Origin of the sequence: Flagellimonas halotolerans, assembly GCF_035818535.1 — a bacterium.
Classification (GTDB): Bacteria; Bacteroidota; Bacteroidia; order Flavobacteriales; family Flavobacteriaceae; genus Flagellimonas; species Flagellimonas halotolerans.
On the sequence record NZ_JAYKYV010000002.1, the window covers coordinates 66,166 to 84,192 of the forward strand.

General features: G+C 42.1%; 13 protein-coding genes. 5 read left to right on the top strand and 8 right to left on the bottom strand.

What is annotated here, in order from left to right; all coding sequences use genetic code 11:
• Positions 1–7: 7 nt before the first annotated feature.
• The 4 genes from VM932_RS03440 to recG form a co-directional block, all read right to left on the bottom strand.
• Positions 8–1,525, bottom strand: a complete 1,518-nt coding sequence (locus VM932_RS03440) for an alpha-isopropylmalate synthase regulatory domain-containing protein (RefSeq protein WP_326277176.1) — start codon at positions 1,523–1,525, stop codon at positions 8–10.
• Positions 1,526–1,555: 30 nt separating this feature from the next.
• Positions 1,556–2,152, bottom strand: coding sequence for a 3-isopropylmalate dehydratase small subunit (leuD, locus tag VM932_RS03445; protein WP_326277177.1), 597 nt, complete (start codon positions 2,150–2,152; stop codon positions 1,556–1,558).
• A gap of 20 nt (positions 2,153–2,172) precedes the next feature.
• A complete protein-coding gene (gene leuC, locus VM932_RS03450) occupies positions 2,173–3,585 on the bottom strand; it encodes a 3-isopropylmalate dehydratase large subunit (protein ID WP_326277178.1) in 1,413 nt (470 codons plus the stop codon).
• 200 nt (positions 3,586–3,785) lie between these two features.
• Entirely contained in the window at positions 3,786–5,891 is a 2,106-nt protein-coding gene (recG, locus tag VM932_RS03455; RefSeq protein ID WP_326277179.1) for an ATP-dependent DNA helicase RecG, read from the bottom strand.
• A 46-nt stretch (positions 5,892–5,937) separates the two neighbouring features.
• Between recG and VM932_RS03460 the strand changes: the two genes are divergently transcribed.
• Both VM932_RS03460 and VM932_RS03465 read left to right on the top strand, forming a co-directional pair.
• Complete coding sequence (locus VM932_RS03460) at positions 5,938–8,028, top strand: M1 family metallopeptidase (RefSeq protein ID WP_326277180.1); 2,091 nt, start codon at positions 5,938–5,940, stop codon at positions 8,026–8,028.
• On the top strand, positions 8,025–8,939 hold the full coding sequence (locus VM932_RS03465) for a patatin-like phospholipase family protein (RefSeq protein ID WP_326277181.1): 915 nt from the start codon (positions 8,025–8,027) through the stop codon (positions 8,937–8,939). Before VM932_RS03460 ends, VM932_RS03465 begins: the two co-directional genes overlap by 4 nt.
• 241 nt (positions 8,940–9,180) lie before the next feature.
• Here VM932_RS03465 and VM932_RS03470 read toward each other — a convergent pair whose 3' ends face one another.
• Both VM932_RS03470 and VM932_RS03475 read right to left on the bottom strand, forming a co-directional pair.
• Positions 9,181–10,302, bottom strand: a complete 1,122-nt coding sequence (locus VM932_RS03470; RefSeq protein WP_326277182.1) for a DUF4369 domain-containing protein — start codon at positions 10,300–10,302, stop codon at positions 9,181–9,183.
• A gap of 99 nt (positions 10,303–10,401) precedes the next feature.
• On the bottom strand, positions 10,402–10,902 hold the full coding sequence (locus tag VM932_RS03475) for a hypothetical protein (protein WP_326277183.1): 501 nt from the start codon (positions 10,900–10,902) through the stop codon (positions 10,402–10,404).
• A gap of 101 nt (positions 10,903–11,003) precedes the next feature.
• Between VM932_RS03475 and VM932_RS03480 the strand changes: the two genes are divergently transcribed.
• Positions 11,004–13,907, top strand: coding sequence for an FAD-binding and (Fe-S)-binding domain-containing protein (locus VM932_RS03480; RefSeq protein WP_326277184.1), 2,904 nt, complete (start codon positions 11,004–11,006; stop codon positions 13,905–13,907).
• Here the strand turns inward: VM932_RS03480 and VM932_RS03485 are convergent.
• A complete protein-coding gene (locus tag VM932_RS03485) occupies positions 13,878–14,795 on the bottom strand; it encodes a UDP-2,3-diacylglucosamine diphosphatase (protein ID WP_326277185.1) in 918 nt (305 codons plus the stop codon). The two genes, VM932_RS03480 and VM932_RS03485, sit on opposite strands and share 30 nt — an antisense overlap.
• A gap of 356 nt (positions 14,796–15,151) precedes the next feature.
• Between VM932_RS03485 and aroC the strand changes: the two genes are divergently transcribed.
• Both aroC and VM932_RS03495 read left to right on the top strand, forming a co-directional pair.
• On the top strand, positions 15,152–16,216 hold the full coding sequence (aroC, locus tag VM932_RS03490; protein WP_326277186.1) for a chorismate synthase: 1,065 nt from the start codon (positions 15,152–15,154) through the stop codon (positions 16,214–16,216).
• Positions 16,217–16,273: 57 nt separating this feature from the next.
• Positions 16,274–17,611, top strand: a complete 1,338-nt coding sequence (locus VM932_RS03495; RefSeq protein WP_326277187.1) for a dicarboxylate/amino acid:cation symporter — start codon at positions 16,274–16,276, stop codon at positions 17,609–17,611.
• On the opposite strand, the gene VM932_RS03500 is transcribed toward VM932_RS03495, so the two are convergent.
• The gene (locus VM932_RS03500; RefSeq protein ID WP_326277188.1) at positions 17,608–18,021 is read right to left on the bottom strand and encodes a thiol-disulfide oxidoreductase DCC family protein; all 414 of its coding nucleotides are present in this window, start codon (positions 18,019–18,021) and stop codon (positions 17,608–17,610) included. The two genes, VM932_RS03495 and VM932_RS03500, sit on opposite strands and share 4 nt — an antisense overlap.
• Positions 18,022–18,027 lie beyond the last annotated feature (6 nt).

An 18,027-nucleotide genomic window follows, 5' to 3' on the forward strand; every position in this document is an offset into this window, starting at 1 on the left:
TTATCTGTTATACTAAATTCAACATTTTCTCCGTGGCCTTGATGGCGGATACCGTTTGATCTGAATCGAGTCCGCGGGTGGTAAAGTCTTTTTCCTTGGTCTGCCAGGTGATTATAGTTTCGCAAAGTGCGTCGGAATTACTGCCTGGAGGGATGCGAACGGCATAGTCCACCAATTTCGGCAATTCCCTGCCTTCCTTTTTGTATACCTTCTTCAAAGCGTTGATAAAAGCGTCAAACTGTCCATCTCCTTGTGAACTTTCCTCGTATGTTTTCCCTTCAATTTCTATGGAAAGGGTAGTGGATGGCTTCAATCCTTTGGAATGGGTGAGCACGTAAGACTTTACAAATACCTTTTGCTGATGCAGATTGCTGTCCAATACATCAGAAATGATGTAAGGCAAATCATCTTTGGTGACACGTTCTTTTTTATCGCCAAGCTCAATGATGCGCTCGGTAACCTTTTTCAATTCGTCGTCATTCAAAGTTAAACCAAGCTCTTGAAGATTCTTTTGGATGTTCGCTTTTCCTGATGTTTTTCCTAAGGCATATTTGCGTTTTCTGCCAAATCGCTCTGGAAGCAAATCATTGAAGTAAAGATTCTTTTTACTGTCTCCATCTGCGTGTATTCCAGCGGTTTGTGTAAATACATTATCTCCAACAATAGGTTTATTGTCAGGTATGCTGAAGCCTGTAAAGGCAGATACCAATTTACTTACTTTGTAAAGGGATGATTCCTTTACACCAATCTTGATTTCGGGTAAAAAGTCGTTGATTACGGCAACAACACTGGCAAGTGGTGCATTGCCTGCACGTTCACCCATGCCATTAACGGTAAGGTGTAAACCGTGACAGCCTGCTCTTACTGCTTCCATAACATTGGCTACACTTAAATCGTAATCATTGTGTCCGTGAAAATCGAAATGGGTGTTCGGATACTTTTCAACAATTTCTTTAAAAAAAGCCCCTGTTTCGGTGTGTGTAAGCACGCCAAGGGTATCCGGAAGCAATACTCGCTTGACGGGCTGCTTTGTCAAAAAATCCAGGAACTGAAACACATACTCTTTGGAGTTTCGCATCCCATTACTCCAATCTTCCAAGTAAACGTTGGTGTCAATTTCTAGTTTTTGCCCTTCGGAAATTACATTTTCTATTTCTGCAAAATGCTGTTCTGGAGTCTTTTTGAGTTGGTGGGTTAAATGATTTAATGAACCCTTGGTAAGCAGATTCTGCACTTTGGCACCTGCTTCTTGCATCCATTTAAGGGAAACGCCATTGTCCACAAAAGTCAACACTTCCACTTTGGAAAGATAACCTTCCGTTTTAGCCCAATCCGTTATATTTTTTACGGCCTGTAGTTCTCCTTCCGAAACACGGGCGGAGGCCACTTCGATACGGTCTACCTTGAGTTCTTCCAATAATAACTTGGCCAAGGTGAGCTTTTCCGATGCGGAAAAGGAAACCCCAGAGGTTTGTTCACCATCCCGCAGGGTGGTGTCCATAATTTCAATGGTGCGTGCTTTCATTTTTTATGCCGTCGTGTTCCGAGCAATAGGTTACAGAGGTGTGTTTTCGGCATACTTCTCAATATCGTCTTGGATGTTCAACAAATAGTCGATATCATCAAAGCCATTGAGCATATTGTCCTTTTTGTAATCGTTGATGTCAAAACTTTCGCTTTCACCCGTGGCCAAAATGGCAATCTTTTGTTCTGGTAGGTTGATTTCCAACTCTGTTTTTGGGTCAGCCTCAATCGCCTTGAAAATTTTGTCCAAAAATTCAGGAGTCACTTGAACGGGAAGTACACCGATGTTCAAACAGTTGCCTCTAAAAATATCTGCAAAAAAGCTGGAAACCACACAGCGAAAACCGTAATCGTAAACGGCCCAAGCCGCGTGCTCCCTAGATGAACCTGAACCGAAGTTTTTACCTCCTACCAAAATTTTTCCGGAATAGATAGGATTGTTCAAAACGAATTGCTCCTTTGGAGTTCCGTCGGAATTGTATCTCCAATCACGGAAAAGATTGTCGCCAAATCCTTTACGCTCGGTAGCTTTCAAGAATCGTGCTGGGATTATTTGGTCGGTATCCACATTCTCGATAGGTAATGGTACCGCTGAACTTGTTAGTATGTTGAATTTATCGTAAGCCATTATTTTTCAATTTTCAGTTGTTATGCTAAAACTTCTTCGTGCATTAATTCCCTTGGGTCAGTTACTTTTCCAGTAACGGCAGCTGCAGCGGCCACTAACGGACTAGCGAGCAGCGTACGGGCGCCGGGGCCTTGTCGTCCTTCAAAGTTTCTGTTGGAAGTACTTACGGCATATTTACCTGCTGGAATCTTATCATCGTTCATTGCCAAGCAAGCCGAACAGCCGGGCTCTCTCAATTCAAAGCCAGCTTCGGTCAAAATATCCAAGATACCTTCTTCCCTGATCGCCTCTTCCACTTTGTGGGAACCGGGAACCAACCAAGCGGTTACGTTGTCAGCCTTTTTTCTTCCTTTTATGATGGAGGCAAAAGCTCTAAAATCTTCAATCCTACCATTGGTACAGCTTCCAAGGAATACAAAATCGATAGGCTTGCCTACCATAGGCTCTCCTTCGTTGTAGTCCATATACTCCAAGGATTTTTTGTACGTCGCAACGGCACCATCAATGGTTTCGGCCAATGGAATGTTATTGCTGATTCCGATACCCATCCCTGGATTGGTACCGAAGGTGATCATTGGTTCTATCTCGCTGGCATCAAAAGTTACTTCTTTGTCAAATTCGGCATCATCATCAGAATAAAGGGTTTCCCAATATTCCATGGCAGCATCCCAATCTTTTCCTTTTGGCGTATATTCTCTTCCTTTGATGTAGTCAAACGTCTTTTCATCCGGAGCGATCATGCCGCCACGGGCACCCATTTCAATACTGAGGTTACAAACCGTCATACGACCTTCCATCGACATATTTTTGAAGACATCTCCGGCGTATTCAACAAAATAGCCAGTTGCACCAGAGGTGGACAATTTGGAAATGATGAAAAGCGCCACATCTTTTGGGGTGACCGCTTCGCTCAATGCTCCGCTTACATTGATGCGCATACTTTTAGGCTTGGGCTGCATAATGCATTGGGTGGACAATACCATTTCCACTTCACTGGTACCGATACCAAAGGCAATGGCGCCAAAGGCTCCGTGCGTAGAGGTGTGTGAATCTCCACAAACAATGGTGGCTCCAGGTACGGTTATTCCGTTCTCTGGACCAATTACGTGTACAATTCCATTTTTCTTATGCCCAAGTCCCCAGTATGGAATACCGTGGGCGTTGGCGTTTTCCTCCAAAGCCCTCAATTGATTGGCGGACAAGGGGTCTTTTACGGGCAAGTGTTGGTTTCGTGTAGGGGTATTGTGGTCCGCGGTGGCAAAAGTGCGCTCTGGGTACAATACTTTTATTCCTCTGTTCTTTAATCCTAAAAAAGCTACGGGACTTGTTACTTCGTGGACCAAATGCCTGTCAATAAAGAGTACATCCGGGCCGTTCTCAATATGCTTTACCACGTGGGAATCCCAAACTTTATCAAATAGTGTCTTGCTCATTGTGTCTTCAATAATTTGTAAGCCTACAAAGTTAAAATTTGTATGTGAAACCGATTATCGGTTAGTGGTAAAATTACGATGTTCAACCGCAATTTCAAGCGATTGTATTTAAAGTTAACAAATGGTAAGGGTTGATTTTCAATTTATAACAATGAAGTGTGAAGAATTGTACCATATACCAATTACAAACCTAATCGGAATCAACTAATATAATTCCAAATGGTTTTGTTGGCCATCATTTTGGAATAAGCGTTTAAAATAGGTGCATTTTCCGATTTTTCAAGTCTAGGGTCATTCTTCAGCAGTTGAATGGCATGGTAGCGGGCTGTTTTTAGGATTTGATTGTCCTTCACAATGTCTGCAATCTTTAATGTCAACAGGCCACTTTGTTGGGTGCCCATCAAATCCCCGGGACCGCGAAGTTTAAGGTCGACCTCTGCAATTTCAAAACCATCGTTGGTGCCTACCATGGTTTGTAAACGGGTTTTGGCATCTTCAGATAGTTTATGGCCCGTCATTAGAATACAAAAGCTCTGCTCCGCACCTCGGCCAACGCGACCTCGTAGCTGGTGCAATTGCGATAGCCCGAAGCGCTCGGTGCTCTCAATGATCATTACGGAAGCATTCGGTACGTTCACGCCCACCTCGATAACTGTGGTGGCAATCATAATCTGTGTTTCGCCCTTAACAAAACGCTCCATTTCATAGTCTTTGTCAGCCGGCTTCATTTTGCCGTGTACAATGGAAATTTGGTATTCGGGTTGCTGAAAATCACGGACAATACTTTCATAACCATCCATTAAATCTTTATAATCCAAGGCTTCCGATTCTTGGATCAGCGGATACACAATATAGATTTGTCTCCCCTTTTTGATTTCATCTTTGATGAACCCAAACACTTTTAATCGGTTGCTGTCGTATCGGTGCACTGTTTTGATGGGTTTTCTTCCAGGAGGCAACTCATCAATAACAGAAATATCCAAATCGCCATAAAGGCTCATGGCCAAGGTTCTGGGAATGGGAGTTGCTGTCATTACCAGAATATGGGGGGGAGTCTGATTTTTGTGCCATAATTTAGATCGTTGCGCCACACCAAATCGGTGCTGTTCGTCCACAATGGCCAAACCAAGGTTTTTGAATTGTACTTTGTCCTCTAAAACGGCATGTGTGCCCACCAGAATGTTCAAATTGCCGTTTTCTAACTGATTATGCAGCAAAGTGCGTTCGGACTTTTTCGTGGAACCGGTCAATAGAGCAATCTTAACGTCCATGTTTTCCAAAAGTTCCTTGAGCCCATTGTAATGTTGGGTGGCCAAAATTTCCGTTGGAGCCATTAAGCAGGCTTGAAACCCGTTGTCAATAGCCAATAGCATACACATTAATGCCACAATGGTCTTACCTGAGCCCACATCGCCTTGCAGCAATCGGTTCATTTGGGCATTGCTCCCCAAATCGTTCCGAATTTCCTTAATGACTCGTTTTTGGGCATTCGTGAGTTCAAAAGGGAGGTGGTTTTCAAAGAATTCGGTAAACTTTTCGCCTACGGCCTCAAAGGGCATTCCTTTTATTTTTTGTTTCCGTTGTAAATTTTGGGATATCAATCGCAATTGCACAAAAAACAACTCTTCAAACTTTAACCGAAACTGTGCTCTGGCCAACAATTCTTGATTCTTAGGAAAATGAATGTTGAAAAGAGCGGAGCTCTTCGAAATCAATTTTAGTTCTTCCAAAATACTTTGAGATAAGGATTCTGGAAACTGCCCCTTACACTCCAAAAACAACTGTTGCATCATTTTACCGATGACCCGATTGGTGATTCCCTTATTGCTTAATTTTTCAGTAGAAGGGTAGATGGGCTGCATCACCATTTTTAGTCCCTTTTGATGTTTTTGCAGGGTTTCCATTTCGGGGTGGGGCATGGAAAATGTACTTCCGTATTTGTTCACCTTGCCAAAAACCACGTAGGGTTCGTTGAGCTTTAAATTCTCCTTGATCCATTTGTGACCTCGGAACCAAACGAGGTCCATTTGCCCTGTTTCATCCACAAAAGTGGCCACTAAACGCTTGCCCCGTTTTTGCTCTACGGTTTTTATATGGATAATTTTACCCACTACTTGCACATCGGCACCGCTGGGTTGCAGTTGATTGATTTTATAGTAACTCGTTCTGTCCAAATAGCGGTTAGGGAAGAGGTGCAGCAGGTCTTTAAAGGTCTCAATGCCCAATTCGGCCTTTAGGGCATCGGCCCTGTTTGGACCAACTCCTTTGAGGTATGCTATGGGAGTTTGCAGAAAATTGGGATTCATCGAACTAAAATATGTAATTTGGAAGGACTTTTGATAAGATGATGGTATGAAGCTGAGCCCCATTCTTGTTTTTTTCTTATTTGTGCAGTTGTTGTCCGCCCAAATTCAGGATAAGGTTGACTTTGTCCGTGCTGAAGTTTTGATAGAGCCCACACCTTCCGAAAACCTCATAAACGGTAGCGTGACCTATCAATTTGATGTAATTGAAGATGTGGGTTCCATTTACCTTGATGCTATAGGCTTGGAATTTTCATCGGTTTTTCTGGATCATACAAAGATAGATTTTGATTACAACGGTCGAAAAATAACCATCAAAAAAAAGCTGGAAAAGGGCGGTAATCATATGCTCAAACTAGAATATGTAGCCAAACCAAAACAAACGGTATATTTTTTAGGATGGGACGATGGTGTCAGGAACAATGAGCAGGTTTGGACCCAAGGCCAAGGAAAATATACCAGTCATTGGTTGCCCAGTTTTGATGATATGGCTGAAAAGGTGGAGTTTGATCTGGATATCATCCTAAAACAGAATTATACTGTAATTGCGAACGGGAAATTGGTAAAGAAAGACACCTTGTCAGATTCCAAAGGGTATTTGTGGCAGTTTGATATGGAGAAACCGATGAGTAGCTATCTCGTGGGGTATGCCATCGCGGATTACAATAAAAAAACGATTGAATCATCCTCAGGAGTCCCGATTGAACTGTATTACGAACCTGCGGATTTCACAAAAGTGGAGCCAACCTACAGATACTCACAGCAAATTTTCGATTTTTTGGAGAACGAAATAGGCGTGGCTTATCCTTGGCAGAACTACAAACAGGTTCCCGTGCAGGATTTTCTGTACGCGGGTATGGAAAACACCACTTGTACCATTTTTTCCAACCAGTATGTGATTGATTCGACAGCTTTTGTGGATAAAAATTACGTCAATGTGAATGCACACGAGCTGGCGCATCAATGGTTTGGGAATCTAGTGACCGAAACTAGCAGTGAACACCATTGGCTGCACGAAGGTTTTGCCACTTTTTATGCGTATTTGGCGGAAAAGGATATTTTTGGGGAGGACTATTACTATTGGCAATTGTTGGAAACGGCCAATGCCTTACAACGTTTTTCTGGAGATGACGGTGGCGAGGCGCTTCGCAATCCGAATGCAGGCAGCCTTACTTTTTATGAAAAAGGCGCTTGGGTCTTGGTAATGCTCAGAGATAGAGTGGGAGAGGGAGCTTTTAAAAAAGGCGTTCAGAACTACCTAAACAAATACGCGTTTAAAAATGTGACCATTCCCAATTTTATAGGGGAAATGGAAATGGTTTCCAATACCGACCTTGAAGATTTTGAGAAGTTGTGGTTGGAGAATCCTGAATTTCCTTATGATCAAGTAGTTGCTTTTTTGGAAGAAAAAAATGTATCCATCAAAACCTATTTTGAGCTTAAAAATAGGATGGCAGAAAAGCCTGAGAATATTGAAAAGATTTTAAAACGGGCTTGGGCCAAGATAAAATCCAACCAATTAAAGGAAAACTTGGTTTTGGATTATGGAAGTAAGCTGTCCGTAGACTTTTTAGGAGACATCATCAAATCTGAAGGTTTAAAAGTACGGCAGGCTATTATCCTTTCGCAGAATAAAATTTCGGGTGAACTTCAAACGGATATTGAAGGACTTTTAAAGGATAAGAGCTACACGACCTTAGAGGCTGCTCTATACCGATTGTGGTCCGATTTTCCCCAAAACAGAAGCAAATATCTCAATGAAACGGATGGGATTACAGGGTTTCCCAACAAAAACATTCGATTATTATGGCTAACTCTAGCTTTGGTGTCACCCGAATACAATTCAGGTGTAAAACCATTGTATTTTGATGAATTAAGTGGTTATACGGGTTCTGAACATCATTTTGAGACACGCCTACTTGCATTCCAATACTTGAACAATATAGGTGGGTTTACAGATACTACGCTCAAAAACTTGGTGGAGGCCTGCAATCATCATGTGTGGCACTTTAAAAAATCGGCAAGGGGGATACTGAACGACTTTTTGCAATCTGAAGGTAATACAGCTCGCATTAAGAGTCTTTACCCTTTGTTAAGTCAACAAGAAAAACAATATTTGGAGAAAACTTTAGGGGAATGAGGGCATTGGTCATTTCGGGAGGAGGTAGCAAGGGAGCCTTTGCAGGCGGTGTTGCCCAATTTTTAATTCAAGAAGCCAAACACGATTACAATTTATTTGTCGGGACATCCACAGGGAGCCTATTGATTTCCCACTTGGCCCTAAACAAGTTGGACAAAATCAAGAATATCTATTCAAACGTTAATCAAGACAGTATTTTCAGTAATTGTCCATTCATCATTAAAAAAAAGTATGGGGTTGAGATTATTGCCATAAACCATTGGAATGTGATCAAAAACTTTATCAAGGGTAAAAAAACCTTCGGAGAAAGTGAGAATCTCAGAAAATTAATACGTAAATCCATTACAGTGGAGGAATTTGACGAATTGAAACAAAGTAAGATGGATGTGGTCGTAACGGTTTCCAATCTTTCGTTGAACCAAGTAGAGTATAAGTCCATAAACGATTGCACGTATGATGAATTCTGTGATTGGATATGGATTTCGTCCAACTACACACCGTTTATGAGCTTGGTCAAAAAAAATGGCTGTGAATATGCCGATGGCGGCTTGGGAACTTTAGTCCCCATTGAAGAAGCGTTGAATCGTGGGGCAACGGAGGTAGATGTGGTGGTGCTCCATACTGAGGTGAACCATTTAAACCGGATGTCTTCTAAAAACCCGTTTGATTTGATTACCACCATTTTTGGCTTTATGCTGGACCGTATCGAAAACCAAAATATCAGAATTGGCAAGTTAGTGGCCAATCGAAAGGGGGCGATTATTAATTTTTACTATACGCCAACGGTCCTTACCACAAACTCATTGATCTTTAACAAGGAACGAATGACCTTATGGTGGAAACGTGGTTATTTGTATGCCAAGAACAAGAACGAGCAAACGAGCCCAATAGAACCTGAAAAGCAAGAGTAGGCTATTCGGTTACTCGATTGTAGCGTTGTTCTGTTGATGAGTTATCTCTTCCCTTTTTCAGCATACGATGCTATTCAGCCTGATTTTTCAAGAAAAAATGGATTTCTGACTAAGTTATTGGGTTGTTCAGTTACTGCGGACTGCCAACTGACACTGCTTACTGCGAACTGTAAAACCGACTCCAACAAAAAAAGGCCCTGAATGCATCAAGACCTTCTTTGATTATCAATAATGTAATTGATTAGCTTTTACCTAGGATTTCAGCTACTTTTTGTTCCAATGCAGGACCTCTTAAATCTTTTGCTACGATAACGCCATTTTCATCCAATAAAAATGCTGCTGGTATCGCGTTAATGTTGTATAAACGAGCAATTGGATCTTGAAAGCGCTGTAAGTTCGAGATATGGTTCCATACCAAACCATCGGATTTAATGGCTTTTTTCCAATGCTCTTCTTTGTTATCCAATGAAACACCAAGGATGTCAAAACCTTTTTCGTGATACTTTTTATAAACCGATACAATATTGGGGTTTTCCGCACGACATGGCCTGCACCATGCTGCCCAAAAATCGACCAAAGTGAGTTTAGCATTGCTGGTAACATCGCTGAGTGCAAGTACATCGCCAGTTGGAGTAGGGGCAGAAAAGTCCGGTGCTACGGCCCCGACTTCGGTGGATTTTAAATTTTCGAGTTGTTCCGCAATCTTTTTAGCAGGTTCTGTAGCCTTCATTTCTGGTGATAGCCCTTCGAACATTGCCTTGATTTCATCAGCAGGAGCAGCTTTTGTGGCCAAAAGGTTTCCAATAATCAATACAGAAACATATGCATTTGGGTTTTCCTTGGCAAAGTTTATATTAAAGCTTTTCGCATCTTCTTGGAACTCCATAAACTCCTCGCGCAATGCTGTAACGGTGGCAGTATCTCTCTCCTGAGCAGCCAAACGCATGTCATCTTGCATAGATCTTGCACGTTCAGATAGTTTACGGGATTCTTCCAAAAAGCCCATAAATATCTCGTTTTGTTCTGTCCCCTTAAGTTTGGCCTGAGCTATACTATCTTTTTGGAACTCAACTTCTATCGTGCCGTTTTCTACGATCACAGGCATATTCCCACGAACTTTATCTACAAAAATATAGTACATTTTAGGCTCTACCTGATTTCCGCTAAAGCTGAACAAGCCATTTTCAACCGCTGCGGTATCAACATCCACCAATTGGTTGACGGAATCTGTGGTTTTTAAAAATATTTGGGTGCCATTTTCAGGTTCGCCGGTTATGGTGCCTTTTAAAGTGTATCCTTTTGGGTCGGAATTACAAGATGCTAAAAACAGCACTCCCAAGGATATTGCAAATAGTCTTTTCATTTCAAAATGTTTAGACCGCTAAGGTATTCAATACTTATGGCATAAAAAAACCCTTGGCATTTTGGTAAAGCCAAGGGTTCTTCTTAAATCTATACGCTATTAGAATTGGTATCGGATACCAAGTGCTATGTCAAAATCAAAATCGTTGTCAAAACCGTCGTAACCTACCAAACCTATTTCAGGTCTAAAGTCCAAGGACAGTAGCAAAGGAATATCAAAATCATATTCTATACCAATATCCCCGGCGGCGAATACAAAAAGGCCATCGTAATCATCGTCAAAATCAGGATCTGGATGATCAAAATCGACGCTACCCAATCCCCCGCCAACACCATAGTACCAGTTAAAATTGCCATCCAATTGGTGAACCCACTGGTAAACTCCGGTTAGTTTAAAGGCATCAAAATACCTACTGTCCCGCCAGCCAAGGTCAAATTCAGCACGGTTATTTTGTCCAATGGATTTTTGATAGGAAATTTCGGCCCCAAAGCCATCGCTGTCGCCCAACCTTAATCCTAGGGCGTGTTCGGATATACTTTGTGCACTTAAGCTGGCTGTTGCAAATAACATAAGTGCTGCAAATAATGTGGTAATCTTCATGTGTTTCTCTTTTAAGTTAAAAATTAGAGATAGTTTTGTGTTAGATTTACGTTTGAAAAACCGTTTTAGTTCCCATAAAGTATTCCAAATTGGATAAAAAAATGTTAAAAGACCTTTCTGAAGCAATGAAAGGCGAGTTGTTGTTCGATGAATTGAGCAAGGCCATTTATGCGACGGATGCCTCGGTATATCGGAAGCTGCCTACCGCCGTGGCCTATCCCAAAGACGCAGAAGATTTAAAAACCTTGCTCGCATTTGCGAATAAAAATAAAGTTGGACTTATTCCCCGTACTGCGGGAACCTCTTTGGCGGGTCAGTGTGTGGGAGATGGTATTGTGGTCGATGTAAGTCGCCATTTTACCAAAATCATCAGTTTGGATAAGGATAAAAAGCAAGTTACTGTACAACCTGGTGTAGTTCGTGACGAGCTCAATCAGTACTTAAAACCATTTGGTCTTTTCTTTGGGCCGAACACTTCCACCTCTAACCGTTGTATGATAGGAGGGATGGTCGGGAACAATTCATCGGGCACCACTTCCATTCAATACGGCGTTACACGCGACAAGGTTTTGGCCATGCAATGTGTATTGTCCGACGGAAGTGATGCTTTTTTCTCCAGTATTTCCATAAAAGAATTCGAAGAAAAGAAAGATGGTGACTCGCTGGAAGCAAAAATCTACAGCAAACTCTTTGAGGAGCTTTCTAATCCAGAAATACGGAACAATATCAAATCCGAGTTCCCTAAACCCAGCATCCACAGAAGAAATACCGGATATGCGGTGGATGAATTGCTCAAAAACAATGTTTTTGGGGATGATAATGTCGATTTCAACCTATGTAAATTATTATCCGGAAGCGAAGGAACACTGGCATTTACCACCGAAGTAACGCTTCAGCTTGATGAAATACCGCCGCAATATGCCGCAATGGTGGCAACGCACTACAAGAACTTGGAGGATTGTTTGAGCGATGTGGCTCCTGTGATGCAACATAACCTTCATTTGTGCGAGATGATGGACAAGGTGATTCTGGACTGCACCAAAAACAACAGGGCTCAATTGGCCAACCGTTTTTTTGTGGAAGGAGACCCCGCAGGAATTTTAATGTTGGAAGTAAAAGCGGATTCCAAAGAAGATTTGGACAAACAACTGGATGAACTTTTAAAAACTATTGCAAAGTCAGGGCTGAGTTATGCCAACCCTATTTTGTACGGTGACGATATTAACAAAGCCATTGAACTCCGCAAGGCCGGACTCGGCCTTTTGGGCAATATGGTGGGTGACAGAAAAGCTGTGGCCTGTATTGAAGATACGGCCGTTGCCCTGGAAGACCTCAAGGATTTTATCGGGGAATTTTCCCAGATTATGAAAGGCTATAACCAAGATGCGGTGTATTATGCCCATGCAGGGGCTGGAGAATTGCATTTGCGCCCCATTCTCAATTTAAAAAAGTCGGAAGATGTGGTTTTGTTCCGAAGCATTACCACAGATGTGGCCAAACTCACCAAAAAATATCAAGGAAGTTTTAGTGGCGAGCATGGTGATGGGATTGTGCGTGCCGAATTTATTCCTCTAATGATAGGTGAAGCGAATTATGAGCTGTTGAAAAGGGTGAAAGCACTTTTTGACCCCAATTTGGTACTCAATCCCGGCAAAATTGTAGACGCCTACCCCATGGATGAATCTTTGCGCTATGAGGTTGACCGTAAAGAACCAGAAGTGGAGACTTTGATGGATTTTTCCGATAGCCAGGGCATTTTAAAAGCTGCGGAAAAATGTAACGGAAGCGGGGATTGTAGAAAAAGTCACCACATGAACGGGGGTATGTGCCCAAGCTACCAAGCCACCAAAGATGAAAAAGATACTACGCGTGGCAGGGCCAATGCGCTTAGGGAGTTTTTGACCAATTCAGAAAAAACCAATCGGTTCGATCATGAAGAGCTCAAAAGCGCCTTTGATCTATGTTTGAGCTGCAAGGCCTGTGCCAGCGAATGTCCAAGTAATGTGGATGTTGCTGCGTTGAAAGCGGAGTTTTTATACAATTACCAAGAAGCGAACGGATATTCGTTGCGTAGCAAACTATTTGCCCACAACACCCGATTGAATGCATTGGGAAGTAAATTTCCTGGCATCACCAATTGGATGTACGGGTCTAAAACGGTAGGTGGCATATTAAAAAAGGCGGTCGGCGTTGCCCCGGAGCGGAATTTACCGAAAGTGGGACGCTTCAATTTTAAAGATCATCTTAAAAAGTACCGTGTAAAGCGTACGGATATTTCCAAACGACCCGTTGTTCTCTATATTGATGAGTTTGCAAGGTATTTGGATATTCAAATCGGGAAGGATGCCATTGAGCTATTGTGCAGATTGGGTTATGATGTGGAATTGTTTTATGGTGAAAGTGGACGGACCTATCTTTCCAAAGGGTTCTTGAAGCAAGCCAAAAAATTGGTGGCCCAAAACATGAAAAGGTTAAAAGGCATCTTGGATGATGGGACACTCATTGTTGGTTTGGAGCCATCGGCCATTCTATCTTTTAGGGATGAATACCAAAGATTGTACGATGATAAGGAGCAATTACAAAAACTGGCTTCCAACTCATTTTTGATTGAAGAGTTTCTAGCCGCAGAGATTGCTGCAGGACATATTTCTTCGGATAGCTTCACCGAAGCGGAACGGACCGTTAAAATTCATGGGCATTGCCATCAAAAAGCATTGAGCAACCAAAAGGTGACTTTTGATGTGTTGAATCTACCGAAAAACTACAAAGTAACCATTATACCGTCCGGTTGTTGTGGAATGGCAGGCTCTTTTGGCTACGAAAAGGAACATTACGAAACCAGTATGCAGGTAGGGGAGCTCAAGCTGTTCCCAGCTGTGAGAAAAAGCTCGGAAGATACCTTGATCGCGGCGAACGGAACAAGTTGTAGGCATCAAATCAAGGATGGGACGAAAAGGGAGGCACAACACCCGGTTTCAATCTTGAGAAAGGCTTTGGTCATCTAAGAAATCACGGTTTATACTTTCTTCGCTTTCGTTAAGGTGTTGCTCTGTAATGTCTTCAATGTCCACCTCTTTGTCGGTAATGGAAGCAATAAGGTCGTTCATGTCCATTTCCTTTAAATCTTCATCCACAAAGAACGGGGATAATCTATCGTGATTGTAATGGTATATTTTCCAACGCTTGAACGAATATTCCAAAGCGGTCAGGTTTTCTACCCAATCGCCCGAATTTAAATAGGTGCAACTACCATATTTGGTTTCGTAAACTTCTTTTTTGGGTTGATGGATATGTCCACAGACCACATAATCGTAGTCGTTTTCTATAGCAAGTTCCGCAGCGGTCTTTTCAAAATTGTTGATGTATTTTACAGCACCCTTCACGCTATTTTTGATTTTTTTGGAGAGCGAATACTTTTCACGGCCCATTTTGGCCAAGCACCAGTTCAGGAAACTATTGATCACAATAAGAAGGTCATAACCATAGCCGCCCAACTTGGCCAACCATTTGGCATTTTGTATGGAAACATCGAACACGTCACCATGAAAAATCCATGCTTTTTTACCATCGAGGTTGAGTACCAATTTGTTCATGATCTTAAAGTTCCCCATTGAAGTATTGCTGAACTTTCGGAGCATTTCATCATGATTTCCAGTGATATAGTAAACTTCGGTGCCCTTGGAGGCCATGCCTATGACCTTTCTCAGGACCTTTAGGTGGGAAGGGGGGAAATACCTTTTGCTAAACTGCCAAATATCAATAATATCCCCATTTAAAATCAGCTTTTTGGGTTGGATGCTATTAAGATATGTGATGAGTTCATCTGCATGACAGCCATAAGTTCCCAAATGAACATCTGAGACAACTGCCAATTCTATCTTCCTTTTTTTCAACGGTATAGGGTTTACTGCAAAATAAAACGGTAGGAATAAAATAGAAATCAAATTGAAATCATTAATTCATGAGGATATTGTTAAAAAAATATCACCCCAAGATGAATTATGTTACAATAACATTAAGAACTTATTTAAACCTTTAGGATTGAAGCGAAAATTAGTCAATTTGTGCCCAGTTGAAGACCTTTTCGAGTTGCATAGCAGAGCTACGGAAGGATGAAAAGACAAAAAAGTGGGTGCAAAAGGGCAATTCTTTAGCCAATTGAAAAAGTTTAAATGAGTTCTAAGCCAAAACCTTGTTTTTGAATTAGATTTGTAACATCTACCTTTGAGGCAACATAATTTTATACCGAATGGCAGGAAATTCGTTTGGACAACTTTTTAGGATCACCACCTTTGGTGAATCCCACGGCAAAGCATTGGGGGGCATTATCGATGGTTGTCCTGCTGGGATATCATTGGACTTGGAACAGATTCAGTTGGAGCTCAACCGAAGAAAACCGGGGCAATCTGCAATAGTTACCCAACGAAAGGAACCCGATACGGTTGAAATTTATTCCGGAGTGTTCGAAGGAAAAACCACAGGTACTCCAATCGGCTTTGCCATTCATAATACCAACCAAAAATCCAAGGATTACTCACACATCAAGGATTCGTACCGACCATCTCATGCCGATTATGTGTACGACAAGAAGTACGGTTTCCGTGATTACCGTGGTGGCGGAAGAAGCTCTGCCCGCGAAACGGCCAGCAGGGTAGTGGCAGGGAGCATTGCAAAGCAATTTTTGACCGATGTAAAAATAAATGCCTTTGTTTCCCAAGTGGGCGAGATGAAATTAGACAAATCTTATCAAGAATTGGATTTTTCCAAGATTGAATCCAATGCCGTTCGTTGTCCCGATACCGAAATGGCGCAAAAAATGGAGGAGTACATCAAATCCATTAAAAAAGAGGGAGATACCATTGGTGGTGTTATCACCTGTGTCATACAAAATGTACCCATTGGTCTTGGAGAGCCGGTTTTTGATAAACTACATGCCCGATTGGGAGAAGCAATGTTGTCCATCAATGCCGTAAAAGGTTTTGAGTACGGGAGCGGTTTTGCCGGTGTTGCCATGAAGGGGAGCGAGCATAACGATGCTTTCAATACCGATGGCACTACAAAAACCAATCGTAGTGGCGGGGTTCAAGGTGGAATAAGCAACGGAATGGATATTTACTTCAGTGTGGCATTTAAACCCGTTGCTACGGTGCTACAATCCTATGAAACCATCAACAAAGAGGGTGAAAAAATTACCACCCAAGGCAAGGGCAGGCACGATCCATGTGTTGTTCCAAGAGCGGTTCCTATTGTAGAAGCTATGGCCGCATTGGTTTTGGCAGATTACTCACTTTTGGCCCGTACCAACAAAATCTAGGTCTGCGTTAGGACGTTTCCAATCAAAAAAGTATCTTTCCGTCCATAATCTTACTTTATGAAGAAATTGGAATTGCACTGGCAAATCCTAATCGGGATGCTACTTGGTATTCTTTTTGGATTTGCAATGACCCAAATTAGCTGGGGCAAGGAATTTGTAAATGATTGGATTCAGCCTTTAGGGACCATTTTTGTAAAACTTCTCAAGTTAATTGCCATACCTCTTATTTTGGCATCCTTGGTTAAAGGTATTTCGGACCTTAAGGACATTTCAAAGTTTCGAAATATTGGCCTCCGTACAATTGGAATATATATAGTTACCACGGTTGTCGCCATTACGATCGGACTTTTGTTGGTAAATGCAATGAACCCGGGCAGTGGAATTTCGGAAGAAACGGTGACCAAACTCACCGATACTTATGGAAACGATGCAGGGGTTACCTCCAAGCTGGAAGAGGCTTCCCGACAAAAGGATAGTGGTCCCTTACAATTCTTGGAAGATATGGTGCCCGATAATGCATTGGCGGCCATGACGGATAATGCTTTGATGCTTCAGGTGATCTTTTTTACTATTTTTCTTGGTATCTCTATGCTGTTGATTGGAGAGGAAAAAGCAAAACCACTAAAAAATTTCTTTGATTCTCTCAATGATGTGGTGCTCAAAATGGTCGATTTGATTATGTTGACCGCTCCGTATGCCGTATTTGCTTTGTTGGCAGGAGTAGTGGTGTCTTCCAGTGATCCTGAATTGTTATTGGCGCTACTTAAATATGCCGGAGTTGTTCTATTGGGTCTTGCACTTATGATTGTTTTTTACTCCACCGTGGTTGCACTTGTTACCAAAAAGAACCCGTTTTGGTTTTTAAAAGAAATAAGTCCTGCACAACTGTTGGCTTTTTCCACCAGTTCCAGTGCGGCTACCTTACCTGTTACGATGGAAAGGGTAGAGGAACACATTGGGGTGCACAAAGAGGTATCCAGTTTTGTGTTGCCCGTAGGTGCCACCATCAACATGGACGGTACTAGTTTGTACCAAGGTGTTGCAGCCGTATTTATTTCACAAGCGCTTGGTTTTGACCTGACTTTTGGCAATCAGTTGACCATTGTATTGACAGCTTTGTTGGCTTCCATCGGTTCTGCGGCCGTTCCAGGTGCGGGAATGGTAATGTTGGTAATTGTATTGGAGTCCATTGGTTTTCCTGCCGATAAATTGGCCATAGGTCTGGCCTTGATTTTTGCCGTTGATAGACCATTGGATATGTGCCGAACCGTGGTAAATGTTACCGGTGATGCCACAGTTTCCATGTTGGTCGCCAAATCTGTTGGCAAACTTGGTGACCCGCATGTAGAGGAATGGGATGATCATTTGGATGAGGTAAAAGGAAAAGATAGTTAATCCAAAAACTTTGCTTTTAACTCAGGGGTAGGAATCATACAGGTATCCTGTTTTCCAAACCATTTATAGCGGTTTTTGGCAATAAAATCATAGATTCCATTTCGAATGGAAGTAGGGACCCATGTAAAAACGGCGGTCAATTTCCATAATCCACCAAGGTCTTGGGCAATTTCCAATGCAGCATCGGATTTAGTATAGTAAGCCACGCCAGGTTCTATAAGGATAATGGAATCTACCTGACTGGTGTCAATATGGCGTTGGTTCACCAATTGTTGCCCCACATCACTTTGTAGGGCCGCATAGCGGAATACATCTTTTTTGTCCCGTTTGATCACAAACTGAACCGAGCTGTTGCAAAGGTTGCACACACCATCGAACAGGATTATTTTTTTGTTTTCCAGCTTGTTCATAACACT

Excerpts from the sequence above, each read along its gene's own strand:
- VM932_RS03440 (WP_326277176.1), bottom strand. The coding sequence starts at position 1,525 with ATGAAAGCACGCACCATTGAAATTATGGACACCACCCTGCGGGATGGT.
- leuD (WP_326277177.1), bottom strand. The coding sequence starts at position 2,152 with ATGGCTTACGATAAATTCAACATACTAACAAGTTCAGCGGTACCATTA.
- leuC (WP_326277178.1), bottom strand. The coding sequence starts at position 3,585 with ATGAGCAAGACACTATTTGATAAAGTTTGGGATTCCCACGTGGTAAAG.
- recG (WP_326277179.1), bottom strand. The coding sequence starts at position 5,891 with ATGAATCCCAATTTTCTGCAAACTCCCATAGCATACCTCAAAGGAGTT.
- VM932_RS03460 (WP_326277180.1), top strand. The coding sequence starts at position 5,938 with ATGAAGCTGAGCCCCATTCTTGTTTTTTTCTTATTTGTGCAGTTGTTG.
- VM932_RS03465 (WP_326277181.1), top strand. The coding sequence starts at position 8,025 with ATGAGGGCATTGGTCATTTCGGGAGGAGGTAGCAAGGGAGCCTTTGCA.
- VM932_RS03470 (WP_326277182.1), bottom strand. The coding sequence starts at position 10,302 with ATGAAAAGACTATTTGCAATATCCTTGGGAGTGCTGTTTTTAGCATCT.
- VM932_RS03475 (WP_326277183.1), bottom strand. The coding sequence starts at position 10,902 with ATGAAGATTACCACATTATTTGCAGCACTTATGTTATTTGCAACAGCC.
- VM932_RS03480 (WP_326277184.1), top strand. The coding sequence starts at position 11,004 with ATGTTAAAAGACCTTTCTGAAGCAATGAAAGGCGAGTTGTTGTTCGAT.
- aroC (WP_326277186.1), top strand. The coding sequence starts at position 15,152 with ATGGCAGGAAATTCGTTTGGACAACTTTTTAGGATCACCACCTTTGGT.
- VM932_RS03495 (WP_326277187.1), top strand. The coding sequence starts at position 16,274 with ATGAAGAAATTGGAATTGCACTGGCAAATCCTAATCGGGATGCTACTT.
- VM932_RS03500 (WP_326277188.1), bottom strand. The coding sequence starts at position 18,021 with ATGAACAAGCTGGAAAACAAAAAAATAATCCTGTTCGATGGTGTGTGC.